The sequence below is a fragment of the Erythrobacter sp. CCH5-A1 genome (assembly GCF_001557115.1).
Lineage (GTDB): Bacteria > Pseudomonadota > Alphaproteobacteria > Sphingomonadales > Sphingomonadaceae > Erythrobacter.
Genome location: NZ_LSKQ01000008.1, coordinates 1 through 23,302, shown reverse-complemented (window position 1 = coordinate 23,302; position 23,302 = coordinate 1). Strand labels below are relative to the sequence as shown.

The window sequence follows — 23,302 nt, the reverse complement described above, 5'->3', positions numbered from 1 at the left end:
GACGCGCCGCTTGATTTGCGATCGCGCGCTAGCGCGATCGCAAATCAAGCGGCGCGTCTGTGCCCGGCCACGGCGACCTGCCGGCCGCCGCCCGCGCGCGCCAGCACGAGGCCCAGTTCGGCCTCGCGCAGGGTCCAGTCGACCGTGCATTCGACCCGCGCCAGCCCCGCGCTGGCGGTCAGTTGCGGCGCCTTGGCCGAGGCCGGGGCGGCGAGCCCGGCGAAGGTTTCGATCACATCCTCGGCCCATTCGCGCGCCGCCCTTGCGGTCATTTCGGGAAGCAGAACCGCGAAACGCTCGCCGTCGAGCTGCGCCAGTTCGTGGCCCGGGAGCGCCATGGTCTCGAGGAACTTGGCGAACCCCCACAGCACCTCGTCCGCGGTGCGCTGGCCATACTGCAGCAGCAGCGCGCGCATGGCGTCGACCGCGAAGACCGCGACCATCTGCCCGCCGCCGCAAGCCAGGTGCCGCCTCAGGCTCGCGCAAAAGGCGGTGCGGTTGGCGAGGCCGGTGAGCGGATCGGTGACCGCCCGCGCGTGGAGTTCGCCTTCGAGGCTGCGCAGTTGCTGGACCGAGCGCATCAGGCACATCGCCCCGTCGGGCGTGCCGTCGGGGAGGCACATCGGCTTCAGCGTGAGCGCATACCAGCGCGGGAAATGCGCCTCGCGCACCGTGCCGCGATCGGCGCAGGCGACCACCGGAAACTCGATCCATCCCAACTGCTGGCAACCGGCAAGCCCGCGCGTGACATGTTCGCCAAGGAAAGCGGCGTGATCGCGCGCGGCAAGATCGGTGATGTGCGGGGGCAACAGCGCGGCGGTGAGATCCGATCCCAGTTCGGCGATGTTCGCGGATGCGTGGACGATGAAACCGTGCCGGTCGAGCCTGATCACGATATCACCGGACGTTTCTTCCAGCAGGCCATGCAGAACATGACCTTCGACGTCATTCAAACCAATTTTCATGCCGACAGTGCCCCAGCGGTCCAACGAATGATTCGCCAACTCGCTCCTAGTCAGAATTACTCGGTAACTAACAAGGTTCGACTATAAGAAAACATTCCCCTGTTTTCCCGAAGACTACTATGTGTTTTGTTAGTTAAGTAACTTTACTTGACTAAAAAACGAATCACCTCCGGATTTCGTTTACCATAATTTTCCATTGGAGCAGCCCATCCAATACGTATTGGCGCAGTAGGTAGGGGCTTCTAGCTTCGGGAACCCGGCCCGGATTACAGTTCTATCATGATTTTGACCGCTTGCGGGGCGGTGCCGCAGACTTCGGCGATGCGCGCGCGGCATTCGGCGATCACGCTCTCGATCTCGCGCGAGGCCGGAGCGGAGACGAGCAGTGCAGGGTCGATGCCCAGAGCGCCCGCGATCGCATCGAGGCGTTCGGGCAGCGGACGGGCCTTGCCCTTCTCCCAGGCCCACACCGTCGGCTTGCTGACACCCAAAGCAGCGGCGACATCGGCGAGGGTCAGTCCCGCCTCGCGCCGGAGACGGTTGAGCCTGGGGCCGAGCCCTTCGCCGCTGGCAGCGCCGGTCGCCAGCGCCCCGCCGCCAGTGTGTGGCGGGGCGTGCGGGCGCGTCGGCACGCCCGGCGCAAAGCCCTGAAGCTGCGCTGCCGCCAGCGCGGCGGCGGTGAGCGGGGCGGCGAAGGCGCAGCCGTAGAGATGCTCCGAACGCCACATCACCGTGGCGATCACCGCGCCCGCTTCGGGCAGATCGAGTGCAAGCTGCTCGCCCTCGGCCAGCACCAGCGCGGTCTCAAGCAGCAGCCCGGCGGTCGAGATATTGTGGATCGTGACGTTGGCCTCCAGCCCGTCGGGGCCGGCATCGGCAAGAAAGCCGCTGGTCTCCAGCCACAGAGCGCGGCGCGGGGCACCGCGCAGGTTGCCTTCGGGCGGGGCGGCAGGCTGGGAATCGAGACGGGCCTTGATGGCCATGACACAGGGGCTCCGGGCTCGGGAATGAGCCCGGTTACACTCTGGTCAGAAACATTAAGGCGACGTCACCGAAAATGGTTAACCGGGACGTATCGGGCTATCTTTCAGCTAACCTCCGCCCCGCACCGCTTCGCGCTGTCAGTCCTTGGCGTCCAGCCCGTAAGCCGTGTGCAGCACGCGCACCGCGAGTTCGGTCTCGTCCTCGTCGATCATCACGCTGATCTTGATCTCGCTGGTCGAGATCGCCTGGATGTTGATGCCCCGGTCGGAAAGCGCGCGGAACATCGAGGAGGCGACGCCCGCGTGGCTCTTCATGCCGACGCCCACCACGCTGATCTTGGCGATCTTGCTGTCGGTGATGATGCGGTTGAAGCCGATCTCGCCGCGCCGGTCCTCGAGCAGCGCCTGCGCGCGGGCAAGGTCGGACTGGGGCACGGTGAAGGTCACGTCGGTCTCGCCCTTGTCGCGGCCGACGTTCTGGATGATCATGTCGACATTGATGCTGGCCGCGGCGAGCGGCTCGAAGATATTAGCGACCGCGCCCGGTCGGTCGGGCACGCGGGTGAGGATCACCTTCGCCTCGTTCTTGTCATGCGCGATGCCGGTCACAAGCTGGCGTTCCATCAGGCCCTTCTCCACCAATTCGTCCATTTCCTCGTCCGAGACGATCATTGTCCCGGGCAGATCATCGGCAGGCGGCGCGCCTTCGCCGATGAAGCTCGACAGCACCTGCACGCGCACGCCTTCCTTCATGGCAAGGCCGACGCTGCGGGTCTGGAGCACCTTGGCCCCGACGCTGGCGAGTTCGAGCATTTCCTCGTAGGTCACCGCCTTCTGCTTCTTCGCCTTGGCGACGATGCGCGGGTCGGTGGTGTAGACGCCGTCGACATCGGTGTAGATGTCGCAGCGGTCCGCCTTGATCGCGGCGGCGACCGCGACCGCCGAGGTGTCCGATCCGCCGCGCCCCAGCGTGGTGACGCGGCCCTCTGCCGACAGCCCCTGAAACCCCGGTATCACCGCGATCTCGCCCGCTTCCATGCTGGCGATCAGGGCCTCCGCATCGATCGATTCGACCCGCGCCTTGGCATGGGCCTCGATGGTGTGGATCGGCAGCTGCCAGCCGAGCCAGCTGCGCGACTTGCAGCCCAGCGCTTGCAGAGTGAGCGCGAGGAGCCCGCTCGTCACCTGCTCGCCGCTTGCGACGACCACGTCGTATTCGGCGGGGTCATAGAGCGGATTGGCCTCGCGGCAGAAGTTGACCAGCCGGTCGGTCTCGCCTGCCATCGCGCTGACGACCACCGCGACGGAATCGCCGCGCGCGGCCTGCGCGCGCACGATATTGGCGACGCGGCGGATGCGCTCCGTCCCGGCCATCGAGGTGCCGCCGAATTTCATCACGATCCGTGCCAAGGGGTCCTGCTCCCGCTGGTGAGTGTCCGCGCGCGCTGTTAGGAGGGCTTCATGGGAAACGCAAACGTATCGAATGTTACCATCCGGCCCGACGAGGCGGATTTTTTCGCAAAGCTGGCGCGCGACTGGTGGAATCCGAAGGGACCGATGGCGAGCCTGCATCAGGTGAACCCGGTGCGGCTCGCCTTTGTGCGGGACGCGATCGACGCGCATTGGACCGAGGCGGCCCACGCCGCCAAACCGCTGGCGGGCAAGGCCGCGCTCGATATCGGCTGCGGGGCGGGGCTTTTGTGCGAGCCGCTGGCGCGGTTGGGCGCGGCGGTAACGGGTGTCGATGCCGCGGCGGAGAACATCGCGGCGGCGAGCGCCCATGCCGAAGGCGTGGGGCTCCCCATCCGCTACATGGCGGGCGAGGTCGCGGGGCTCGATATCGGCACCTTCGACCTCGTCACCAGCGTCGAAGTGATCGAACACGTCGCCGACAAGCCCGCCTTCCTGCGCGACGTGGCCGCGCGGCTGGCGCCCGATGGCTTGCTTGTCATGTCGACCCCCAACCGCACCGCCGCCAGCCGCGTGCTGCTGGTCGGCGCGGCGGAGGCGGTCGGCTATGTCCCGCGCGGCACCCACCACTGGGAGGATTTCGTCACCCCCGACGAACTCGAGGCGATGCTGGCCGATGTCGGCCTGACGGTGACGGCCAGGTGCGGGATCGCGTGGCGGCCGGGCAAAGGGCTGCACCTGTCGGACGACATGGCGCTCAACTACATCCTGTCAGCGCGGCGCGCCTAGCAGGTCGCCAGCTGGAACGAGGTCGCCTCGACCCCGATGTTCGAGATGATCTCGACCCGGATCTTGCCCCCGCGGGTGAAGATGTTGCGCACGCTCGAGATATCGCACAGCTTGCCGCGCAGCAGCTTGCGCGCGACATTGGAATCGAGCGTGTCGTAGCCGGTCGGCGCGTCGACGATGCTGACGGTGATGGTGTCCTTGCCCTCGACCTTGGCCTCGACCCGAGCGTTGCCGAATTCGGACGGCAGCGACACCGTCCCGCGCCGGTTGAAGAAGCGCGCGGCATCCTCGAGCGTTTCCTCGAGCGTGGCGGGCGGGCCCATCAGCGCGCCGCAGCCGGAAAGGCTGACGAGCGCAAGCGGCAGCAAGACATGTTTCATGGTGCGACCCCCTGAAGCAAATTCAGCAGGGTTAATAGACGGGCCTGATTAAGATACCGTAGCAGCCGGCCTATCCGGCCGGGCAGTTGCGCCCCTTGAGCGGCCCGTCGGAAAACACCCCCGCCACGCCCGCCGCCTTGAGCATCGCGGCCAGCTTCACATCGCCGCAGCCCTTGGCCTTGGGATCATCGCCGGTGCGCAAGTTCGGGGGGAGGAATTCGTTTTCGGGGCGGATCGTCCAGGCGTGGACCATGAGGCCCGCTGCCTTCGCGTCGGCAACCAGCGTCGTCGGCGTGCCGTCGGGGCTCAGCACCATCCCGGCATAGGCGCCGATGGCGTCGGCATATTTCGCCACTTCGGCAAGCCCGGTGGGGGTGACCATCTCGGCATAGCGCAGCGACGGCTCGTCCGCCGGGCCACCGAGCGGCTCGACCAGCAGCACCTGCTTGAAGCCGGGCGCGCGGACACGCAGGCGCTGCAAGGGCGCGACCTCGAAGCTCTGGATGAACACCGGATCGGCCGGCGTGATGCCGAGCGCGCGGAAGTCGCGCAGCAGCAGGTCGACGAGGTCGATCCCGGCGTTCTGGAGCAGGAAGCCGGGGTGCTTCAATTCGGGATAGATCCCGATCCGCCGCCCGGTCTCGGCCTCCTTGGCGCGGACCAGCTTCACGATGTCGGCGAGCGTTGCCACCTGATAGAGCCCGTCGAAGCGAGTATTGGCGGGGCGCAGCGCGGGGATGCGCTCCTTGGCGCGCAGGGTGCGCAATTCGGCGAGGGTGAAGTCCTCGGCGAACCAGCCCGCGATCTTCTGGCCATCGACGGTCTTCTCGCGGCGGCGATCCTCGAATTCCTCGCGGGCGGCGACATCGGTGGTGCCCGACAGCTCGTTCTCGTGCCGCGCGACGAGGACGAGGTCCTTGGTCGCCACCAGATCGGGCTCGATATAGTCCGCACCCTGATCGATCGCGCGTTCATAGGCGGCGAGCGTGTGCTCGGGGCGCTCGGCGCTCGCCCCGCGGTGGGCGATGATCAGCATCTCGCTGTCCTGCGCGGCGGCGGCCACCGGCGTCAGCGCGGCAAGCGCGATCAGAGCAAGGCTGCGGACCATTCTTCCTCCTTGAAGCCCACCAGCACGCCGCCGGGATGCTCCACGATCGGCCGCTTGATGATGCTCGGCTGCTGGACCAGCAATGCGACAGCGGTGTGACTGTCGGCGGCGCGGGCCTTGTCCGCGTCATCTAGCGCGCGGAAGGTGGTGCCCTTGCGGTTCACCACGCTATCGAGGCCCGCCGCCGCGATCCACGCCGCGAGCCTTTCGGCATCGGCCCCTTCCTTCTTGTAGTCGTGGAAGGTGTAGGCCTTGCCCTGCGCGTCGAGCCAGAGCCGTGCCTTCTTGACGGTGTCGCAGTTGGGGATGCCGTAGAGGTGGATCGTCATGCCTGTCTCGTCATTGCGAGCAGCCGCAAGGCTGCGCGGAAATCCATGGTCCGATGCTGGATTGCTTCGTCGCTCGCGCTCCTCGCAATGACGAAGTGGAGGGTCAAGAGCGCGGGGCCAGATGCGCGTCGGCAATCGCCACCGCGAGCGCATCGGCCGCGTCGCTACCGGCGATCTGTACGCCCGGAAGCAGCACCTTGACCATCGCGGCGACCTGCACCTTTTCCGCCGCGCCCGTGCCGGTGACCGCCTTCTTGACCAGCCGCGCGGCGTGTTCGTTGACGCCGAGGCCCGCCGCCCCGCACGCCGCCAGCACCGCACCGCGCGCCTGGGCGAGCTTGAGGGTCGATTGCGGGTTCTTGTTGACGAAGATTTCCTCGGCCGCCGCGCGCTCGGGCGCGTGCTCGGCGATCACCGCGGCGAGCCCCGCCTGCAAGGCCACCAGCCGTTCTGCCATCGGCGCTGCCGGATCGGTTTTCACTTGCCCGTTGGCGACATGGGTAATCCGCGAACCCTCGGCCCGGATCACGCCCCAGCCGGTCGAGGACAGCGAGGGGTCGAGGCCGAGGATGACCATCAGAACCAGGCGTTGAAGGGACTGCCGACCTCTTCGGGTAGCGGGGCCTTGGCTCCGCTGCTTGCTGCCCAGCGCCTGACGTTTTCGACGAGCCCGATATTGGTTTCATCGGCGGCGCAGGCGATGCGGAAATCTTGCTGCGGATTGCGCTCCGTAATGGTCAGGGCGCCCGCGTAGATGTGCCCCGGATTTTCGGTGAGTTGTCCGTTCTCGCCTTCGAACAGGATGATTTGGCGGAACCCGTCATAGAAGCGGATATGGTGCTGGTGTCCGCCTTGCTGGCCACCCACGTAGCCTTCGCGCACCTCGTCCCAGCTCGAACTGACATTGCCCATTCCTGCGCCGCTCGGGCGGGTTTCAAGCAACAGACGTCCATCCTCAGTTCCGAGGAGCACGACGCTCCAATCGTCGTCGCGGCACGCAAAGAGAACCGTCGGTTTCGGCACGGCTGCGTGGACGGTCGCAGCAAGCACGGCAAGGCCGAGGGCTGCTGCAAGCCGTCGCATCAGCCCAGCTTCTCCATCACCGCGTCGGAGATCTCGTAATTGCCCCAAACGGTCTGGACGTCGTCATCGTCTTCGAGCGTGTCGATCAGCTTCATCAGCGTCGCGGCGGTGGCTTCGTCGGCTTCCACCGTGAGCACCGGCTTCCACGCCAGCTTGACGTTGTCGGCCGGGCCGAGGACCTTCTCGAGCTCGCCCGCCACGCCGTGAAGCGCATCGGCGGCGGTCCAGATGGTGTGGCCGTCCTCCGAGCTTTCGACATCATCCGCGCCCGCTTCGATCGCGGCTTCGAGGACCTTCTCCTCGTCGCCCGCAGCGGCGGAATATTCGATCAGCCCGCGGCGTTCGAACCCGTGGCTCACCGAGCCCTCGCTGCCGAGGTTCCCGCCATTCTTCGAAAAAGCGGTGCGCACATTGGTCGCGGTGCGGTTGCGGTTGTCGGTCAGCGCCTCGACGATCAGCGCGACGCCCCCCGGGCCATAGCCCTCGTAGCGCATCTCGACATAGTCCTCGCCGCCCGCCTGGCTCGCCTTGTCGATGGCGCGCTGGATATTGTCCTTGGGCATCGACTGCGCCTTGGCGGCGTTGACCGCGAGGCGCAGGCGCGGGTTCATGTCGGGGTCGGGCATGCCCATCTTGGCTGCCACGGTGATCTCGCGGCTGAGCTTGGAGAACATCGCCGCGCGTTTCTTGTCCTGCGCGCCCTTGCGATGCATGATGTTCTTGAACTTGGAATGGCCTGCCATTGGATGACTTCACCGGAAATGTTGGAAGATCGGAGGCGGGCCTTACTCCGGCAGGCGCGGGGGACGCAAGGGCGCGCGCGCTGACCTTTCGCGCAAGGCTGGCCGAGGCGGCACGCTTCATGCTGCGCCCGAGCTACGCCGCGCGGCCCGTGGCATCGCCGGGCGAGCGGGCGCGCGTGCTGCTGGCGGCGGGCGCCGTGCACCTCGTGCTGCTTGCCGCCGTGGTTGGCCCGCTGTGGCTGGCGAGCCGCAGCGCCGGGGTGCTGCCTGCGCCCGACGCCGAGGCGGGAAGCCTCGCGGCCAGTCCCGTCGCCTTCCTGCTGATTGCCCCTCTGCTCGAGGAACTGGTTTTCCGCGGCTGGCTCACCGGGCGGGTCGCGGCGCTGCGCTTTGCGGCTTGCGGCTTTGCGGCAATGGCGCTGATGCTGGCGGGGGTAGCGCTGCTGCCCGAGCACGGCCGGATGCTGGCATGGGCGGGAGCGGCGGTGGCGCTGGCGGGTCTCCTCCACTGGGGCCTGACCCGCGAGCGGGCGCATGCTTGCACCGTGCCGCCGGCCTTCATCCGCCACTTCGGCGTGATTGTGTGGGCACAGGCGCTGCTGTTCGGCGCGATCCACCTCGGCAATTACGCCGATTTTGCCAGCCCGCTGGGCCTCGCCGTGGTGCTGCCGCAGGTGCTGGGCGGGCTGCTGCTCGCCTTCATCCGCACCCGCGCGGGGTTGGCGGCGGGGATGGCCTATCATGCGGGTTACAACGGGCTGGTGCTCGCGGGCGGATACCTGCTTGCCTAGGGCGCGATATCGAAATGGAGCGCGGTGATCTCCTCGCAGGCGAGCTTGCGGTAAAGGCGGCGCGCCGGTTCGTCCTCGGGGACGATGTCGGCCTGGACGAAGATCGTCCACGCGCCGACCTCGCGTGCGATGGCGCGCAGGGCGTCGATCAGCGCGGTCGCCACGCCCTGCCGCCGGGCGCTTTCCAGCACGGCGAGGTCGTAAATGTAGATCTCGCTGCGGGCCTGCTCGAACTTCGGCAGCACATAGCCCGCAAGCGCGCCGATCACCTCGCCGCCCGCCTCGGCCAGCAGCGCGATGTGGTTCGGGTTGGCGAGCCACTCCGCCGCCCATCCTGCGTCGGGCGGGGCGGCAGCATAGCTGTCAGGGTCCTCGAAGACTTCGGCGAACAGCGCGTTCATCGCCCGGAAGCCCGCGACATCGCCGGGGACGAGGCGCCGGGTCTCGCTCATGGGGCCAACCCAGACTGGGCTTGGTCTCGCTCATCAGCGGCGGAATAGCGCCCGCTTTCCAGCAGCCGCGCCCGCAGCATTGGCGGCATGTCGAACACCGCGTTGCGATAATTGCCCGGTAACAGCCGCCCGTTGCGGGGGTCGAGAAGCGGCAGGATCGAATCCAGAAACTCGGCTGCGCGTCCGGGAAAATCGCGCTTGAAATGCTGGTTGAGGCAGGCCGATCCGATGGTAAATCGCTCCACGTCCAGCACGCCGTATTCGGTCAATTTCGCGACGAAGTAAAAGCGGTTTTCCCACAAATAGCCGAAGTCCGGCGCGTCCGGCGGCGGCGCGACCACGATGTTCACTTGCCAATCGGGCCCGCCTCTGTCGAACAGGCGCAGATTGTGGACGGGATCGACATAGCCCCCCCGCACATCATCGCTATCGATCCACGTGAACGGCCGCGCCGCCACGCGCTCAGACCCGGACCGCGGTCCCGCTCGCCGAGACCATCAGCATCGAGCCGGTGTCGCCGATCACCTCGTAATCGAGGTCGATCCCGACCACCGCATTGGCCCCGCGCGCGGCGGCTTCGGCCTGGAGTTCCTCGATCGCCTGGTTGCGCGCGTCGGCGAGGATGCGTTCGTAGGAGCCCGAACGCCCGCCGACAATGTCGCGCACGCTGGCGAAGAGGTCACGGAACAGGTTCGCGCCGACGATCACCTCGCCGGTGACGATGCCCATGTATTCCTGGATCGGTCGGCCCTCGAGGGTCGGGGTGGTGCTGACGATGACGCCGCGCGCGTCTTTCCAGGGGGATGCCATCGGTCTCTCTCCTTGCAAGGCTGTGTTATCGAGATAACACGGCCGGGTGAAGTTTCAATGACGGACCGCCTTGCGCGCGCCACGCCTTAGGCCATGCCGAGCGCGGCCTTGTAGGTTTCGAGCAGCATGTCCTGTTCGCTGCGATCGTCGGGCTTCATCTTCCTGAGGCGCACGATCTGGCGCATGATCTTGGGATCGTAGCCCACGGCCTTGGCTTCCATGTAGACGTCGCGGATATCGTCGGCGATGCCCTTTTTTTCTTCCTCGAGGCGTTCGATGCGCTCGATCAGCAGGCGCAGGCGGTCGTCGGCGGTTTCGGCCATGGGGGGCTCCATCTTATGTGAGAATCGGTTGGTGGCTGCGATAGCCAGCCACCGGGCACGATTGAACCGCCCGCGAAAATTATTCCTGTGCGTTCTTCGCCACGCTCGCTTCCATGCGGGCGAGCTGCTCCTCGGTGGCGGGGCTCTGGCGGGTCGCCTTCCATTCGCCGCTCGGCATCCCGTGGATGACCTCGCGCGCCTCTTCCTTGTCGCCGGGGTAGCCTGCATCGCGGATCCAGTCGGCCAGACAGTTGCGGCAGAAGCCCGCGAGCCCCATCAGGTCGATGTTCTGCGCATCGTGGCGATGCCGCAAATGCCGCACCAGCCGGCGGAAGGCGGCGGCGGCCTGAGCATCGTCCAGCGCGTCGAGCGGATCGGCATTGCTATTCATCGCGGCTTTTCCTTGAGTTGAAACGGGCCTGTGCCATAGGCTGCCCGCAAGAGGGATAGGCTATAATGACACGACGGATCGACCCGCGCGGCCGCAAGGTCAAGATTCTCGCCACCATCGGTCCGGCGAGCCGCTCGCCCGAGATGCTGGAGCGGCTGGTGAAGGCCGGGGCGGACGCCTTCCGCCTCAACATGAGCCACGGCAGCCATGCCGATCACGAGCCCGTGGTCGCCGCGATCCGCGCGCTCGAAAAGCAGTTCGCGCGCCCCATCGCGATCCTCGCCGATCTTCAGGGCCCCAAGCTGCGCGTCGGCACCTTTGCCGAAGGCCAGGCGGTGATCCGCCATTCGGGCCACTTCGTGCTCGACCGCGATCCCGCGCCGGGCGATCACAACCGCGTGTGCCTGCCGCATCCGGAACTGTTCGGGATTATGGAGCGCGGGCAGCGCCTGCTCATCAATGACGGCAAGATCCGGCTCAAGGTGCTCGAGGCTGACGAAAGCCGCATCCTGTGCAGCGCCGAAGTCGGCGGGGTGATCTCCGACCGCAAAGGCGTCAACGTCCCCGATGCCGAGGTGCCGATCCCCGCGCTCACCGAAAAGGACCGCCGCGATCTCGCCTTCGCGACCGAGCAGGGGGCGGACTGGATCGCGCTCTCCTTCGTGCAGCGCCCCGAGGACATCGCCGAGGCGAGGAAGCTGATCGGCACCCACGGCACCGCGATCTGCGCCAAGATCGAGAAGCCCAAGGCGGTCGACCGGCTGGAATCGATCATCGAACTGGCCGACGGCATCATGGTCGCGCGCGGGGATCTGGGCGTCGAGCTCGAACCCTACGAGGTGCCGCCGCTCCAGAAGAAGATCGTCAACATGGCGCGCGGGGCGGGCAAGCCGGTGATCGTGGCGACGCAGATGCTCGAGAGCATGATCGAGGCGCCGACGCCGACCCGCGCGGAAGTGTCGGACGTTGCCAACGCGGTCTATGACGGGGCCGACGCGGTGATGCTCTCGGCCGAGAGCGCGGCGGGCGCGTGGCCGGAAGAATCGGTCGCGATGATGGACAAGATCGCGGTGCAGGTGGAGCGCGACGAGGGCTACAAGGCGCGCGTGCGCTTCCTCGAGACGCCGCCCGATGCGACCACCTCGGACGCGCTGGCGCATGCCTGCATGACCATCGCCGACACCGTGCCGATCAGCGCGATCACGGTCTTCACCACGAGCGGCTCGACCGCGCGGCGCGTGGCGCGCGAGCGGCCGGCGACCCCGATGCTGGTGCTCACCCCCTCGATCCGCACCGCGCGCAAGGTCGCGCTCCTGTGGGGCGCGCATGCGGTGGCGACCAAGGATATCGGCAGCTTCGAGGAGATGATCGGCAAGGGCAAGCGCATGGCGCTGCGCCACAGCCTCGCGAGCGCCGGGGCCAAGTTGATCGTGCTCGCGGGCGTGCCCTTCGGAACGCCCGGGGCGACCAATCTGCTGCATGTCGTGACCGTGAGCGGCGACGAGCTGGAAAAGCACAAGGGCTGAGGTGAGGGGCTGACGCGCCCAGCTCAGAACGACCGGCTGACCCTGACGTTGAGGCGCGGGGTCTTGTCGCCGGTGTCGTAGCGGTCCTCGCTGAGCGGCACGGCGATTTCAAAATCGAGGTCGAGATCGCGGGTGATGTCGGCGCGGAAACCGCCGCCGCTCGATGCCAGCGTCGCGCCGGAGCGCCCGGCCGCGAGGTTCGAGACCGTGCCCGCATCGGCGAAGGCATAGAGCTGGACATTGCGCACCGCGCCCAGCGCGCGCGGCAAATCGTAGCGCAGTTCGGCGAGGCCCGCCGCGCCCTCGTCGCCCACGGCCTGCGCGAAGTCGTAGCCGCGCAGGAACTGCGTGCCGCCCAGCGAGAAAGTCTCGCCGATCAGCAGCGGCGCCGAGGAGATCTGGCCGATGCTGGCAAGCTGCAGACTGACCCGCGGGGCGATCCCGCGCCGCCAGTTCAGCCACCAGCTCCATGTCGTGAAATCGGGCTCGGCATCGATGCGCGAGGCGAGCGTGCTGCCGGTCGGGGTGGCACCGAAGGTCGGGATACCCTTGCTCACTGTCACACGGCCCTGGAAGTTGCCGCCGGCCAACCGGCCGAACCCGTAGAAGCCGAACCGGGCCAGCGCGATCCGGTCATGCCGGGCCAGCTGGCCGAAGCTGTCTTGCGACAGGTTCTGCAATTCCGCGCTCGCCTCCAGCCATAAGCTGCTCTTCTGGGTGCGAAGGACCGGATGGCGGATGCGGATGCCGCCCTGCCATGATTCGCCCTGCAATTCGCGGGCGGCGAGGTAGGCGCCGGGCTCGGTGCGCGAATAGGATCCGAAGGCGCCCACGCTGGTGCCAGCATCGTTGATCACCACGCTGTAGCGCGCGCTGAAGAAGGCGAGTTCGTCCGGGTCGAGCGGGGTGGCCGAGAAGCTGAGGTCGACACGGTCGCGCGGTGAGATGAGGCCGTTTGCGTCGAGATCGATCCGCTCCCGGATCGGACCCAGCGGCTTGGTGCCGTCGGTGGTGACGATCGCGCTGCCGCCGAAGCGGTTGCGCCCGGCGTCGACCACGAGGATGCGGCGCTCGCCCTCGCGCTCGAAGCGGGTCGCGCGGATCCACACCCCCGGCAGGTCGTCGGCGAGCAGCACTTCGCGCTGGAGCGCGGCGAGGGTGACGGGGCCGCTGCCCACCAGCCGTTCGAGCTGGCGACGGATGACGGGATCATCGGAGCCCTCGATTCGCACCGCATCGATTCGCCCTTCGTCGATCCGCACCCTGAGCATGCCGCCGACAAGCGTCTGTTCGGGGATCCATGCAGTGGCAAGGACATAGCCCGCTTCGCGCGCGCGGGCGGCGATGGCGTCGGTCAGGCGGCCGAGTTCGGCGCGGTCGAGCGGACGTCCGGCGAAGGGTTCGACCACGGGCGAGAAATCGGACTGGCGCATCGCGACAAGGCCATCGACGACGATCGCGCCGACATCGAGCACCGGGCCTCCCGCTGCCGCGAGCGGCGTGTCGAGCACCGGCAGCACCTCGATTCGCACCTGATCGGCAGCGGGCAGAGCCTGTTCGTCGCGGTTCGCCTGGGTCTGGGGATTGGTCCGGTCGAGCGCGTCCTGCGCCGCCAGCGGGTTAGCCGCCAGCGCCGTGATGGCGCAGCCCCAGAGTTTAACCGATCGCAAGATTGCGAAATCCCCATCACCTAGAAAGAAGCCTTTCCTCTACCTTTCAAAGGTTAACCAAGTCTCAGCCGCACAATTTTTTAACCATCTCCATCAACGCGAAATGCGCAGGTTCCGGATTAACGCACACAACCGGAGAACCAATATGCGCATTCTGCAACGCCTGTTTCTGCCGATTTTGCTGCTGCTCTTGAGCGGTACCCCCGCGCTCGCCCAGAGCGGGCCGTGGACCGTATCGGAGGCGAAGGGGACCGTCACCGTGATCGACGCGCAGGGCCAGCGTCCCGCCAGGGTGGGCACGCAGCTCGCCCCGGGCGCGATGGTGCGCACCGCGGCGCGCGCCTCTGCGGTGCTTGTGCGGGGCAATGAATTCGTGACGATGCGCCAGAATGCGCAGTTGCGGATTGCGCCGGCCCAGCGCGAGCGGGGGATCGTCCAGATTCTCCAGGACTATGGCAGCGCGCTGTTCAACATCGGCAAGCAGCCCAATCCGCATTTCGGGGTCGAGACGCCCTATCTCGCGGCGGTGGTGAAGGGCACGACCTTCGTCATTACCGTGAGCGAGCAAGGCGCGAGCCTGCAGGTTACCGAGGGCGCGGTGGAGACCTCGACGCTCGATGGCGGCGCGGTCGAGCTGATTCGCCCGGGCGCGGTGGCGATGATCGCGGCTGCCGATCCGCTGCGCATGGTGATCGAGGGCGAGGGGCGCAAGGTGATGGATTCTCCTGCGCGCGGCGCGGTCCCTGCGGCACCCTCGGGAGCTGCAGAGAGCGCGGCGCCTGCCCCGGCGCAAGTCTCGGCCGAACCCGCGGCGGATGACCGCAGCGCAGGCGCGCGGATCGACGATCCGATCGTCAGCACCCCGCAGGATCTCGGCGCGGTGTCGAACGGCTTTGCCAGCGGCGAGGTGATCGTGCTCGCGGCGGTCGCGGCAGCAGACGGAGCACGCGGGAACGGCAGGCCGGATCCCATGCCGGATGACGGCGTGGTTTGCGCGGGCGGCTCCTGCACCGGCAGCGGGTCCGGCAACGGCAGCGGGTCCGACAACGGGAACGGGTCCGACAACGGCAGGGGGTCCGACAACGGCAGCGGGTCCGACAACGGCAACGGGTCCGACAACGGCAATGGCGGTAACGGCCCGCGCGAGCCGGTCGTCGATCCCATCCCCGGCGCTCTCCCCGGTCGGCGCTGACCGGAGCCTTGCCTCAGGCCATGAGCTTGCAGCGCCACATTCTCGCCCGATGCCGTCACGCGCTCACATCGGATAGCTGGCGCACTGGCGGGCTGATGATCGCCGCGCTGGTGCTGGCGGTCGCGGTCGGCGCGCTGGGTGGCATGTTCCGCAACGCCGAGAACCGTGTCGACGAACTCACCTTCGCCCTGTTCAGCCACGAGGCGAGCGGTCAGGTCCATGTGGTCGAGCTCGACGCCGCCAGCATGGCCGCGATCCGCCGCTGGCCGTGGCCGCGCGACCGCTTTGCCAATGTGGTGCGCAACCTCGATGCGGCCGGCGTGCGCTCGATCAGCTTCGACCTCGATTTTTCCAGCAGCGCCGATGCGGCCGGAGATGCCGCCTTCGCCGCCGCCATCGCTGCGGCAAGGGCGCCCGTCGCGCTGCCGACCTTCGCACAGGCCGCCGGCTTCAGCGACAAGCGCCAGCTCGATACGCTGCCCATTCCGGCCCTGCGCGAACACGCCCAGCTCGCCTCGGTCTCGGTCGCTCCCGATAGCGACGGTTATGTCCGCCGCTTGCCGTTCGGTACGGTCACGAGCGACACCGCGCGCCCCTCGCTTGCAGCGACCGTCGCCGAGCGCAGCGGGACGGTCGGGGCCGACTTCCCTGTCGACTTCGCGATCCAGCCGGACACGATCCCGCGCCACAGCTTCATCGCCATCGAGCGCGGCATGATCCCGCGTAGCCTCGCTGGCAAGGACGTGATCATCGGCGCGACCGCCATCGAACTGGGCGATCGCTATGCGGTGCCGAATCACGGGGTGATCCCGGGCGTCATCATTCAGGCGCTGGGTGCCGAGACGCTGCGCCGCGGGGTGCCGGTCTACGGCTCGTGGTCGCTGCCGCTGCTGCTGGCCGCCACGCTCGCGCTCGCCATCCTCACGTCCCGGCGTCGCCGCGCGGTGATGGTGCGCGCTTGCGTGGTTGCGCTGATGCTGGTTGCGGGCTGGCTGGGCATGCGGTTCGGCTTCGACCTGTGGTTCGAGATCGTCCCCGCTGTCACGCTGGTGCTTCTGTCGGGCGCGGCGCGCTACACGGTCCTCACCTATCGCTTTGCGGAGGCGCGGCGGCGGGTCGATTCCGATTCCGGCCTGCCCAACCGTCTCGCGCTCAAGGCGCGCGCCGCACATGCCGCCGACCGTTTCGTCATCGCCGCGCAGATCGACGATTTCGACGCGCTCAAGCTGGCAATCGAGGGCGATGGCATAGGCGCGCTGCTGCGCCGCATCGCCGAGCGGCTCAAGGTCGCGAGCGGGGCCCAGGCGATCTTCCGGATCGAGGACCGCACCCTGGTGTGGCTCTCGCCACTGCCGATCGACGAGCTCGAAGCCCAGCTCGATGGCCTGCGTGCGCTGATGCGCAGCCCCTTTGAACTGGGCGGACGGCGCCTTGGCGTTTCGCTGACCTTCGGGGTTGCCGATGCCGACATGGCCGATCCGGCCGGTCACGCCGCGCATGCCGCCAGCCTCGCCAAGCGCGCCGGCAAGTTCTGGCGGCTGCACACGGTCGAGGCGGGCGAGGCGATCAGCGCCGAGCTTTCGCTGCTGGGCGAGCTCGACGAGGCGATCCGCAATCGCCGGATCGCGGTGCTGTACCAGCCCAAGCTCAACCTCGTGACCCGCCGGATCGACGCAGTCGAGGCGCTGGTGCGCTGGAACCACCCGGAGCGCGGGCTGCTGCCGCCCGATTGCTTCATTCCGCTGTTCGAGGAACGCGGGCGGCTCGACGATGTGACGCTTGCGGTGCTCGCGCAGGCGCTGGCCGACGCGAAAGAGTGGCGCGCGCAGGGGCAGCGGATCGGGGTGGCGGTCAATATCTCGGCCGCGCTGCTGACGTCCGACAGCTTCGAGGCGCGCGCACTGGCGCTGATCGCGCGCGAGGGGCTGTCCGACTGTCAGGTCACCTTCGAGGTGACCGAAAGCGCCCAGTTCGAGGACACGGGCCTCGCCATCGCCGCGCTCGAGCGCTTCCGCGCGGCGGGCGTGCGCATCTCGATGGACGATTACGGCACCGGCCAGTCGGCGCTCAACTATCTCAAGCTGCTGCCCCTGTCCGAGCTGAAGATCGACCGCATGTTCGTGGCCCAGGCCCATGTCGACAAGGGCGATGCGATGCTGGTCCGATCGACCGTGCAGCTCGCGCACGAGCTCGGCCTCAAGGTGGTGGCCGAGGGGATCGAGGAGGGTGCCTGTCTCGAATTCCTCGCCCGGATCGGCTGCGACTATGCGCAGGGCTATTTCGTCGGGCGCCCGCTGGCGGCGGCGGATCTTGCTGCATTGGCGGCGGCGACCGGCGGGGGCAGCGCTGAGCCTGCGCCCCCTCCGGCGCGGCTGCGGGTCGCCTGAGGCGCCAAGGCAGCGCTTCTCATTCCCGCCCTGCGCTGATAGGCTCCTTGCCGCAAGACGCCGACGAAGGGCGCGGGACGGCGGAGGAGGACAGCATGAAACAGATCGCAATCGCGCTTGTCGGGGTGACCGGGCTTGCCGGCTGCGCCGCCAACGGCAGCGCGCCCGATTTTGCGTCAGCTTCGCCCGAGCCCCCCGCGGCGATGACCTGCCGGGCCGAGCCGGCGCAGTCCTACGTCGGGCAGAGCGCGACCCAGGCGGTGGGCTCGGCGATCCTCAAGGACACGGGCGCACGCGCGCTGCGCTGGGGGCCGCCGAACAGCGCGTGGACGATGGACTACCGGCAGGACCGCGTGGGCGTGCGCTATGATGCCGCCATGACAATCACGGACATCACCTGCGGATGAGCGCGCGGTTGAGGACAACGTCCGGCTCGCCCTTCGAGGCGACCTTCGGCTTCGCCCGCGCGGTGCGCGAGGGCAATCGGATCATCGTCGCGGGCACCGGTCCGGTCGAACCCGATGGCTCGACCACGCTGGGCGGGGCGGCCGAGCAGGCGGCGCGCTGCTGCACGATCATCGTCGCGGCGATCGAGGAACTGGGCGGCTCTGCGGCGGACGTGGTGCGCACCCGGATGCTGCTCACCGACCCGGCCGATCAGGATGCGGTCGGCGCGGTTCACGCACGCTTCTTCGGCGCGGCGCGGCCCGCCGCGACAATGGCGGGGGTGGCATGGCTGTGCCGCCCGGAGTGGCGGGTCGAGATCGAAGCCGAGGCGGTGCTGCCGGAATGATGCGGCGCGCAGTGGGCTATCTTTTCGCGGTTGTCACGGGCCTCGCATTTGGCCTCGGCAGCGCGCTGTGGCTTGCAGGGCTGTGGCCCGCGCGCAGCAGCATGGCTTTCGGCAATGTCGATGTCGGCGGCTGGCGCAGCGATTTCGCGACCGGGTCCGAGGCTGCGGACCCCTACACCCGCGCCCGCGTCGCGCGTCATGGCCTGCTGGCGCTCGCCAAGACCGAAGCGGTCTATTTCACCCGCGCCACCGACGACGCGGGCGCGCCCTTGCGCGAGGCGTGCACCTACCGCCTCTCGGGCGGGGCGATGCCTGCGGGCTGGTGGTCGGTGACGCTCTATGACGGCAAGAGCATGCTGCCCGCCAACACCGATGGCGCGCTCAGCATCGATGCGAGCCGTGCGGGCGGCGGGGCATGGTCGGCGGTGATCGCCGCCAAACGGCCCGCGGACGGGGCGCTGTGGATCTCGAGCCGGGGTGCGGGGACCTTCGATCTGACCCTTCGGCTCTACATGCCCGAAGCCACGCTGCTGGCGCAGCCCAACGCCGCGCTGAGGCCGCCGGGGATCGCGCGTCTCTCATGCGGGGAGGGCGGACAATGAAGCGTTGGCTCGGCCCGCTCGTGGTCCTGCTCGTCACTGCCCTCGGCGCGCATGCGCTGACGCTCCACTTCACGCCCGCTGTCATCATGGACAGGGCAATGGCAGCGCTCGCCGAGCGCGGCGTGCCGGTCCACGCCTTTTCCGCGACCCCGCGCGTCACCCCGCAGACCCAGCAGGTCGTGCGCTCCTCGCCCGATCTCTACTATGCCCTGTGCCGCTATGATCTGAGCGATCCCGATGCGCGGCTGATGGTGCGGATGGGCGCTTGGCCCGATTACCAGTCGCTGTCCTTCTTCGACGCACGTACCGACAATTTCGCGACCTTGCGCGGCACCGGGCGGCAGATCGCGGTGCGCCTGCTCCCGCCGGGGAGCGCTGCGCAAGAGGGCGCGATCGTCAGCCCTAGCGCCAAGGGCGTGATCCTCATCCGCCGCCTCGCCCCCGACGCCGCGCGCTATGCCGCCGCGGCGCAGGCGGGCAAGGGCGATGCCTGCCTGATCGAGAAGGTCAGCGGTTGACCCGCGCCACCCGCGCTTCCAGCAGCCCGATCAGCGCATCGAGGTCCGCCAGCCCGTCAAGCTCCGAGGCGCTCACCAGCACCTCGGGCACCGGTCCCGTCCCGCCGATCAGGATGGCGGGCAGCGGCAGATCGCGGGTATCTAGGGTGCTGCGGAACTCGTCGCGGTAGAGGAACAGCGCTGGCAGCCCGACATTCTCAAGAAAGGCACTCCACGCCGGCCGCTTCGCCACCGCGCCATAGGTCAGCGCGCACAGCGAACAGGGGTAGGTCGCCGGGCTCACCAGCTTGTGCACCGCATCGCGCGCGGCGTTAAGCAGGCCTCCGTCGGCGTTGTAGACGAAAATGAGCGTGCGCATCTGTCTGACCATTCGCCTGATTACGAGGGCACGCGCCTGCGGGATGTGATTTGCATCAAACGCGCCTAGCAATTTTCCGCTCGCCGCGCGCGCCGCCCGCTCTTTTCCGCCGCGCCCAAGGCCGCTAGAGCACTCGCCATGCACGGACAATTTCAACTCACCGACGACCAGCTCGCGATCCGCGAGCTTGCCCAGCGCTTTACCGCGGACAACATCACGCCCTTCGCGGCCGAGTGGGACGAGAAGCACATCTTCCCGCGCGACACCATCCGCAAAAGCGCGGAGCTGGGCTTCGGGGCGATCTATGTCTCGGAAGAATCGGGCGGAATCGGCCTGGGCCGGCTCGAGGCGGCGCTGATCATGGAGGCGATGGCCTATGGCTGCCCCGCGACATCCGCCTTCATCTCGATCCACAACATGGCCGCGTGGATGATCGACCAGTTCGGCGGGGCGGAGGTCAAGGCGAAGTATCTGCCCGACCTCGTCACCATGGAGAAGATCGCCAGCTACGCCCTGACCGAGCCGGGCAGCGGATCGGACGCGGCGGCGCTGAAAACCAGCGCGCGGCTCGACGGCGACCACTATGTGCTGAACGGCACCAAGCAGTTCATCTCGGGCGGCGGGGTCAACGATGTCTACGTCACCATGGTGCGAACCGGCGACCACAAGACCAAGGGCATCACCTGCCTCGTGATCGACAAGGACACCCCCGGCGTCAGCTTCGGCGCGCCGGAGAAGAAGCTGGGCTGGAACGCCTCGCCCACCGCGCAGGTGATCTTCGAGGACGCCCGCGTGCCCGTCGCCAACCGCGTCGGCGACGAGGGCGAGGGCTTCCGCTTCGCGATGATGGGTTTGGACGGCGGGCGGCTCAACATCGGCGCCTGCTCGCTGGGCGGGGCGCAGCGGTGCCTGGACGAGGCGATCGCCTACACCAAGGACCGCAAGCAGTTCGACCAGCCGGTCGCCGATTTCCAGAACACCCAGTTCATGCTCGCCGACATGGCGACCGAGCTGGAGGCGGCGCGTGCGCTGCTCTATCTCGCTGCCGCTAAGGTCACCGACAATGCGCCCGACAAGTCGCGCTTCTCGGCGATGGCCAAGCGGCTGGCGACCGACAGCGGATCGAAGATCGTCAACGACGCGCTGCAACTCTTCGGCGGTTACGGCTACTTGCGCGACTATCCGATCGAACGCTTCTGGCGCGACCTGCGCGTGCACTCGATCCTCGAGGGCACCAACCAGGTGATGCGGATGATCGTCGGCCGGGATCTGCTGCGCCAATGAACCGGGCGGCGTAATGGCCACAAGGCTTGCCCTGACGACATTGGTGGTGCCCGATTACGACGCCGGCATCGCCTTCTGCGTCGATGCGCTCGGTCTCGACCTGATCGAGGACAGCGACATGGGCGGCGGCAAGCGCTGGGTCGTGGTCGGCGGTAAGGATGGCGGCCGCCTACTCCTTGCCAAGGCCGCCAATGACGCGCAGAGCGCCGCCATCGGCAACCAGACCGGCGGGCGGGTGGGCTTTTTCGCCCATACCGACGATTTCGCAGGGGCCCATGCACGGCTCGTCGAAGCCGGCGTGAATTTCCATGAACAACCGCGCCACGAAAGCTATGGCACGGTGGCGGTGTTCAGCGACCCTTTCGGCAATCGCTGGGACCTGATCGAACCGAAAGAACAGGGGCAATGACTGACGACGTTCTGATCCGGGTGAATGGTCCTATCGGCCATATCAGCCTCAACCGCCCGAAGGCGCTCCACGCGCTGACCCTGCCGATGTGCCACGCGATGAGCGCGGCGCTGAGCGAATGGGCAGCGGATGACGCGATCAAGGCGGTGATCCTCGACCATGCCGAGGGGCGCGGGTTCTGTGCAGGCGGCGACATCGCCTTCCTGCGCGATTCGGCGCTGAACGATGGTGGTGCGAGCGGGCGGAAGTTCTTCCACGACGAGTACCAGCTCAACCACCAGATGTTCACCTATGCCAAGCCGATCGTCGCCTTCATGGACGGCATCACGATGGGCGGGGGCGTGGGCATCTCGCAGCCCGCGAAGTTCCGGGTCGCGACCGAGAACACCCGCTTCGCCATGCCCGAGACCGGGATCGGCCTGTTCCCCGATGTCGGCGGCGGCTGGCACCTGTCTCGCCTCGGCCAGCGTCTGGGGCAGTTCCTTGCGCTGACGGGCGCGCGGCTCGACGGGTCGGAGTGCCTGTGGACCGGCCTTGCGACCCACTACGTGCCGCACGCCATGCTCGAGGACCTGAAGGCGCGCATCCACGATCATCCCGATCGCATTGCCGGCATCCTGTCCGAACCCGTGGGCACCCCGCCCAAGGCGCGGATCGAGGCCAATGCCGACAGGATCGCCAAGCATTTCCATTCCGACCGCTACGAGGACATCCTCGCCAGCCTCGAAGCCGCCGCCGCCACGGGGGACGATTGGGCCGCGACCGAGCGCGACACGCTGGGCACCAAGAGCCCGCAGACCTGCAAGGTCGCGCTGCGCCAGCTCGCCGAAAGCGCCAAGCTCACCGACTTTGCCGACAACATGCGGATGGAGTACCGCATCGCCAGCCGCGTGCTGACCCGCCCCGATTTTGCGGAGGGCGTGCGCGCGGTGATCGTCGACAAGACCGGCGATCCCAAGTGGAACCCCGCCACTCCCGAAGAGGTCACCGACGAGCTGCTCGACGCGATCTTCGCCCCCTTGCCCGCAGGCGAGGAGTGGGCGCCGCTCGTTAATTGAACAATCGTCTTTGCGAGCGCAGCGAAGCAATCCAGAGCGGAACGCGCCAAACGGCTCTGGATTGCCGCGTCGCTGACGCTCCTCGCAACGACGAGGGATGGAGAACCTGATGACCTACGAAACAATTCTCGTCGAAACCGACGCCCGGGGCACCAAGGGCGTCACGCTCATCACCCTCAACCGCCCGCAGGCGCTGAACGCGCTGAACTCGCAGGTTCTGGCCGATCTGATCGAGGCCTTCGCCGCCTATCAGGCCGACAGCACCCAGCTCTGCGCGGTCCTCACCGGCAGCGGCGACAAGGCCTTTGCGGCCGGCGCCGACATCAAGGAAATGAGCGAGAAGGCCGCGGCTGACTTCTACCTCGACGATTTCTTCAGCCCCTGGACCAGCGAGATCGTCAAGAAGACGCGCAAGCCCTGGATCGCGGCGGTCAACGGCTTTGCGCTCGGCGGCGGGTGCGAGCTGGCGATGATGGCGGACTTCATCATCGCCTCCGACAAGGCCAAATTCGGCCAGCCCGAGATCAAATTGGGCGTCGCCCCCGGCATGGGCGGCTCGCAGCGGCTGACCCGCGCGATCGGCAAGTCGAAGTCGATGGAAATGTGCCTCACCGGCCGGATGATGGGCGCCGAGGAGGCCGAGCGCAGCAATCTCGTCGCGCGCGTGGTGCCGCATGAGGAACTGATCGCCGAGACCTTGAAGACCGCCGCGACCATCGCCGCCATGCCGCCGATGGCGACCATCGCCAACAAGGAGATGGTCAACTCGGCCTTCGAGATGACGCTCGACCAGGGCCTGATCGTCGAGCGCCGGATCTTCCAGATCCTCACCGCTTCCGAAGACAAGGCCGAAGGCATGGCCGCCTTCATCGAAAAGCGCGAGGGGCAGTGGAAGGGGCGGTAAGCCAAGTCCACCTCCCGCCTGCCCCCGGCTCGGGGGCCGGGGCG

29 protein-coding genes are annotated in these 23,302 nt (G+C 67.8%); 13 read left to right on the top strand and 16 right to left on the bottom strand.

Annotated features, from left to right (window positions below; all coding sequences use genetic code 11):
* Positions 1-44: 44 nt before the first annotated feature.
* From AX708_RS00480 to AX708_RS00470, 3 genes are all read right to left on the bottom strand, one after another.
* Positions 45-965 (bottom strand): sensor domain-containing diguanylate cyclase, encoded by a 921-nt coding sequence (locus AX708_RS00480; RefSeq protein ID WP_066527308.1) that lies wholly within the window; start codon positions 963-965, stop codon positions 45-47.
* Between the two features lie 266 nt (positions 966-1,231).
* Complete coding sequence (locus tag AX708_RS00475; RefSeq protein ID WP_066527306.1) at positions 1,232-1,948, bottom strand: helix-turn-helix domain-containing protein; 717 nt, start codon at positions 1,946-1,948, stop codon at positions 1,232-1,234.
* A gap of 138 nt (positions 1,949-2,086) precedes the next feature.
* A complete protein-coding gene (locus AX708_RS00470; RefSeq protein ID WP_066527304.1) occupies positions 2,087-3,358 on the bottom strand; it encodes an aspartate kinase in 1,272 nt (423 codons plus the stop codon).
* A 51-nt stretch (positions 3,359-3,409) separates the two neighbouring features.
* Here AX708_RS00470 and ubiG point away from each other — a divergent pair, with 51 nt between their 5' ends.
* Entirely contained in the window at positions 3,410-4,147 is a 738-nt protein-coding gene (ubiG, locus tag AX708_RS00465; RefSeq protein WP_066527302.1) for a bifunctional 2-polyprenyl-6-hydroxyphenol methylase/3-demethylubiquinol 3-O-methyltransferase UbiG, read from the top strand.
* Here ubiG and AX708_RS00460 read toward each other — a convergent pair.
* The 6 genes from AX708_RS00460 to AX708_RS00435 form a co-directional block, all read right to left on the bottom strand.
* Entirely contained in the window at positions 4,144-4,527 is a 384-nt protein-coding gene (locus AX708_RS00460; RefSeq protein ID WP_066527299.1) for a hypothetical protein, read from the bottom strand. The genes ubiG and AX708_RS00460 overlap by 4 nt on opposite strands.
* Before the next feature lie 70 nt (positions 4,528-4,597).
* Positions 4,598-5,635, bottom strand: a complete 1,038-nt coding sequence (locus tag AX708_RS00455) for a glycerophosphodiester phosphodiesterase family protein (protein ID WP_066527297.1) — start codon at positions 5,633-5,635, stop codon at positions 4,598-4,600.
* Positions 5,614-5,964 carry an ArsC family reductase gene (locus tag AX708_RS00450; RefSeq protein ID WP_066527295.1) on the bottom strand — a complete coding sequence of 117 codons (351 nt, stop codon included), beginning with the start codon at positions 5,962-5,964 and terminating at the stop codon, positions 5,614-5,616. Before AX708_RS00450 ends, AX708_RS00455 begins: the two co-directional genes overlap by 22 nt.
* Positions 5,965-6,067: 103 nt before the next feature.
* Positions 6,068-6,541, bottom strand: a complete 474-nt coding sequence (gene ruvC / locus AX708_RS00445; RefSeq protein ID WP_066527293.1) for a crossover junction endodeoxyribonuclease RuvC — start codon at positions 6,539-6,541, stop codon at positions 6,068-6,070.
* Positions 6,541-7,047, bottom strand: coding sequence for a hypothetical protein (locus tag AX708_RS00440; protein ID WP_067489140.1), 507 nt, complete (start codon positions 7,045-7,047; stop codon positions 6,541-6,543). The genes ruvC and AX708_RS00440 overlap by 1 nt, the downstream gene beginning before the upstream one ends.
* Positions 7,047-7,790 (bottom strand): YebC/PmpR family DNA-binding transcriptional regulator, encoded by a 744-nt coding sequence (locus AX708_RS00435; protein ID WP_066527289.1) that lies wholly within the window; start codon positions 7,788-7,790, stop codon positions 7,047-7,049. Before AX708_RS00435 ends, AX708_RS00440 begins: the two co-directional genes overlap by 1 nt.
* Positions 7,791-7,909: 119 nt before the next feature.
* On the opposite strand from AX708_RS00435, the gene AX708_RS00430 reads away from it, so the two are divergent.
* Entirely contained in the window at positions 7,910-8,581 is a 672-nt protein-coding gene (locus AX708_RS00430) for a type II CAAX prenyl endopeptidase Rce1 family protein (protein WP_066527287.1), read from the top strand.
* On the opposite strand, the gene AX708_RS00425 is transcribed toward AX708_RS00430, so the two are convergent.
* The 5 genes from AX708_RS00425 to AX708_RS00405 form a co-directional block, all read right to left on the bottom strand.
* A complete protein-coding gene (locus tag AX708_RS00425) occupies positions 8,578-9,033 on the bottom strand; it encodes a GNAT family N-acetyltransferase (RefSeq protein ID WP_066527284.1) in 456 nt (151 codons plus the stop codon). The genes AX708_RS00430 and AX708_RS00425 overlap by 4 nt on opposite strands.
* On the bottom strand, positions 9,030-9,491 hold the full coding sequence (locus AX708_RS00420; RefSeq protein WP_066527282.1) for a hypothetical protein: 462 nt from the start codon (positions 9,489-9,491) through the stop codon (positions 9,030-9,032). Before AX708_RS00420 ends, AX708_RS00425 begins: the two co-directional genes overlap by 4 nt.
* Before the next feature lie 4 nt (positions 9,492-9,495).
* Positions 9,496-9,843, bottom strand: a complete 348-nt coding sequence (locus AX708_RS00415; protein ID WP_066527270.1) for a heavy metal-binding domain-containing protein — start codon at positions 9,841-9,843, stop codon at positions 9,496-9,498.
* A gap of 86 nt (positions 9,844-9,929) precedes the next feature.
* On the bottom strand, positions 9,930-10,166 hold the full coding sequence (locus AX708_RS00410) for a DUF2312 domain-containing protein (RefSeq protein ID WP_026092160.1): 237 nt from the start codon (positions 10,164-10,166) through the stop codon (positions 9,930-9,932).
* Between the two features lie 79 nt (positions 10,167-10,245).
* Entirely contained in the window at positions 10,246-10,557 is a 312-nt protein-coding gene (locus tag AX708_RS00405) for a DUF1244 domain-containing protein (protein WP_066527268.1), read from the bottom strand.
* A gap of 65 nt (positions 10,558-10,622) precedes the next feature.
* On the opposite strand from AX708_RS00405, the gene pyk reads away from it, so the two are divergent.
* Positions 10,623-12,083, top strand: a complete 1,461-nt coding sequence (gene pyk, locus AX708_RS00400) for a pyruvate kinase (RefSeq protein WP_066527267.1) — start codon at positions 10,623-10,625, stop codon at positions 12,081-12,083.
* A gap of 23 nt (positions 12,084-12,106) precedes the next feature.
* Here the strand turns inward: pyk and AX708_RS00395 are convergent, their stop codons facing one another.
* Positions 12,107-13,753, bottom strand: a complete 1,647-nt coding sequence (locus AX708_RS00395) for a ShlB/FhaC/HecB family hemolysin secretion/activation protein (protein WP_066527262.1) — start codon at positions 13,751-13,753, stop codon at positions 12,107-12,109.
* 145 nt (positions 13,754-13,898) lie between these two features.
* Between AX708_RS00395 and AX708_RS00390 the strand changes: the two genes are divergently transcribed.
* The 6 genes from AX708_RS00390 (at position 13,899) to AX708_RS00365 (ending at position 19,245) form a co-directional block, all read left to right on the top strand.
* Complete coding sequence (locus tag AX708_RS00390) at positions 13,899-14,945, top strand: FecR family protein (protein WP_066527260.1); 1,047 nt, start codon at positions 13,899-13,901, stop codon at positions 14,943-14,945.
* A gap of 26 nt (positions 14,946-14,971) precedes the next feature.
* Positions 14,972-17,332, top strand: coding sequence for an EAL domain-containing protein (locus tag AX708_RS00385; protein ID WP_197425960.1), 2,361 nt, complete (start codon positions 14,972-14,974; stop codon positions 17,330-17,332).
* A gap of 95 nt (positions 17,333-17,427) precedes the next feature.
* Positions 17,428-17,739 (top strand): I78 family peptidase inhibitor, encoded by a 312-nt coding sequence (locus AX708_RS00380; RefSeq protein ID WP_066527494.1) that lies wholly within the window; start codon positions 17,428-17,430, stop codon positions 17,737-17,739.
* Complete coding sequence (locus tag AX708_RS00375) at positions 17,736-18,125, top strand: RidA family protein (RefSeq protein WP_066527256.1); 390 nt, start codon at positions 17,736-17,738, stop codon at positions 18,123-18,125. Before AX708_RS00380 ends, AX708_RS00375 begins: the two co-directional genes overlap by 4 nt.
* On the top strand, positions 18,122-18,727 hold the full coding sequence (locus tag AX708_RS00370; RefSeq protein WP_197425958.1) for a DUF1214 domain-containing protein: 606 nt from the start codon (positions 18,122-18,124) through the stop codon (positions 18,725-18,727). The genes AX708_RS00375 and AX708_RS00370 overlap by 4 nt, the downstream gene beginning before the upstream one ends.
* The gene (locus AX708_RS00365) at positions 18,724-19,245 is read left to right on the top strand and encodes a DUF1254 domain-containing protein (protein ID WP_066527254.1); all 522 of its coding nucleotides are present in this window, start codon (positions 18,724-18,726) and stop codon (positions 19,243-19,245) included. Before AX708_RS00370 ends, AX708_RS00365 begins: the two co-directional genes overlap by 4 nt.
* Here the strand turns inward: AX708_RS00365 and AX708_RS00360 are convergent.
* The gene (locus tag AX708_RS00360; RefSeq protein WP_066527252.1) at positions 19,235-19,603 is read right to left on the bottom strand and encodes a hypothetical protein; all 369 of its coding nucleotides are present in this window, start codon (positions 19,601-19,603) and stop codon (positions 19,235-19,237) included. The genes AX708_RS00365 and AX708_RS00360 overlap by 11 nt on opposite strands.
* 138 nt (positions 19,604-19,741) lie before the next feature.
* Here AX708_RS00360 and AX708_RS00355 point away from each other — a divergent pair, with 138 nt between their 5' ends.
* The 4 genes from AX708_RS00355 to AX708_RS00340 all read left to right on the top strand — a co-directional run bounded on the left by AX708_RS00355 (position 19,742) and on the right by AX708_RS00340 (position 23,258).
* Positions 19,742-20,887 (top strand): acyl-CoA dehydrogenase family protein, encoded by a 1,146-nt coding sequence (locus AX708_RS00355; protein WP_066527249.1) that lies wholly within the window; start codon positions 19,742-19,744, stop codon positions 20,885-20,887.
* 13 nt (positions 20,888-20,900) lie between these two features.
* On the top strand, positions 20,901-21,296 hold the full coding sequence (locus AX708_RS00350) for a VOC family protein (protein ID WP_066527247.1): 396 nt from the start codon (positions 20,901-20,903) through the stop codon (positions 21,294-21,296).
* Complete coding sequence (locus AX708_RS00345) at positions 21,293-22,354, top strand: enoyl-CoA hydratase/isomerase family protein (RefSeq protein WP_066527242.1); 1,062 nt, start codon at positions 21,293-21,295, stop codon at positions 22,352-22,354. The genes AX708_RS00350 and AX708_RS00345 overlap by 4 nt, the downstream gene beginning before the upstream one ends.
* Positions 22,355-22,463: 109 nt before the next feature.
* Complete coding sequence (locus AX708_RS00340; protein WP_066527490.1) at positions 22,464-23,258, top strand: enoyl-CoA hydratase-related protein; 795 nt, start codon at positions 22,464-22,466, stop codon at positions 23,256-23,258.
* The last annotated feature ends 44 nt before the right edge of the window (positions 23,259-23,302 follow it).

Bases quoted from the DNA above. Each gene is read 5' to 3' on its own strand.
- AX708_RS00480 (WP_066527308.1), bottom strand. From the start codon at position 965: ATGAAAATTGGTTTGAATGACGTCGAAGGTCATGTTCTGCATGGCCTG.
- AX708_RS00475 (WP_066527306.1), bottom strand. From the start codon at position 1,948: ATGGCCATCAAGGCCCGTCTCGATTCCCAGCCTGCCGCCCCGCCCGAA.
- ubiG (WP_066527302.1), top strand. From the start codon at position 3,410: ATGGGAAACGCAAACGTATCGAATGTTACCATCCGGCCCGACGAGGCG.
- AX708_RS00460 (WP_066527299.1), bottom strand. From the start codon at position 4,527: ATGAAACATGTCTTGCTGCCGCTTGCGCTCGTCAGCCTTTCCGGCTGC.
- AX708_RS00455 (WP_066527297.1), bottom strand. From the start codon at position 5,635: ATGGTCCGCAGCCTTGCTCTGATCGCGCTTGCCGCGCTGACGCCGGTG.
- AX708_RS00450 (WP_066527295.1), bottom strand. From the start codon at position 5,964: ATGACGATCCACCTCTACGGCATCCCCAACTGCGACACCGTCAAGAAG.
- ruvC (WP_066527293.1), bottom strand. From the start codon at position 6,541: ATGGTCATCCTCGGCCTCGACCCCTCGCTGTCCTCGACCGGCTGGGGC.
- AX708_RS00440 (WP_067489140.1), bottom strand. From the start codon at position 7,047: ATGCGACGGCTTGCAGCAGCCCTCGGCCTTGCCGTGCTTGCTGCGACC.
- AX708_RS00435 (WP_066527289.1), bottom strand. From the start codon at position 7,790: ATGGCAGGCCATTCCAAGTTCAAGAACATCATGCATCGCAAGGGCGCG.
- AX708_RS00430 (WP_066527287.1), top strand. From the start codon at position 7,910: ATGCTGCGCCCGAGCTACGCCGCGCGGCCCGTGGCATCGCCGGGCGAG.
- AX708_RS00425 (WP_066527284.1), bottom strand. From the start codon at position 9,033: ATGAGCGAGACCCGGCGCCTCGTCCCCGGCGATGTCGCGGGCTTCCGG.
- AX708_RS00415 (WP_066527270.1), bottom strand. From the start codon at position 9,843: ATGGCATCCCCCTGGAAAGACGCGCGCGGCGTCATCGTCAGCACCACC.
- AX708_RS00410 (WP_026092160.1), bottom strand. From the start codon at position 10,166: ATGGCCGAAACCGCCGACGACCGCCTGCGCCTGCTGATCGAGCGCATC.
- AX708_RS00405 (WP_066527268.1), bottom strand. From the start codon at position 10,557: ATGAATAGCAATGCCGATCCGCTCGACGCGCTGGACGATGCTCAGGCC.
- pyk (WP_066527267.1), top strand. From the start codon at position 10,623: ATGACACGACGGATCGACCCGCGCGGCCGCAAGGTCAAGATTCTCGCC.
- AX708_RS00390 (WP_066527260.1), top strand. From the start codon at position 13,899: ATGCGCATTCTGCAACGCCTGTTTCTGCCGATTTTGCTGCTGCTCTTG.
- AX708_RS00380 (WP_066527494.1), top strand. From the start codon at position 17,428: ATGAAACAGATCGCAATCGCGCTTGTCGGGGTGACCGGGCTTGCCGGC.
- AX708_RS00375 (WP_066527256.1), top strand. From the start codon at position 17,736: ATGAGCGCGCGGTTGAGGACAACGTCCGGCTCGCCCTTCGAGGCGACC.
- AX708_RS00370 (WP_197425958.1), top strand. From the start codon at position 18,122: ATGATGCGGCGCGCAGTGGGCTATCTTTTCGCGGTTGTCACGGGCCTC.
- AX708_RS00365 (WP_066527254.1), top strand. From the start codon at position 18,724: ATGAAGCGTTGGCTCGGCCCGCTCGTGGTCCTGCTCGTCACTGCCCTC.
- AX708_RS00360 (WP_066527252.1), bottom strand. From the start codon at position 19,603: ATGCGCACGCTCATTTTCGTCTACAACGCCGACGGAGGCCTGCTTAAC.
- AX708_RS00355 (WP_066527249.1), top strand. From the start codon at position 19,742: ATGCACGGACAATTTCAACTCACCGACGACCAGCTCGCGATCCGCGAG.
- AX708_RS00350 (WP_066527247.1), top strand. From the start codon at position 20,901: ATGGCCACAAGGCTTGCCCTGACGACATTGGTGGTGCCCGATTACGAC.
- AX708_RS00345 (WP_066527242.1), top strand. From the start codon at position 21,293: ATGACTGACGACGTTCTGATCCGGGTGAATGGTCCTATCGGCCATATC.
- AX708_RS00340 (WP_066527490.1), top strand. From the start codon at position 22,464: ATGACCTACGAAACAATTCTCGTCGAAACCGACGCCCGGGGCACCAAG.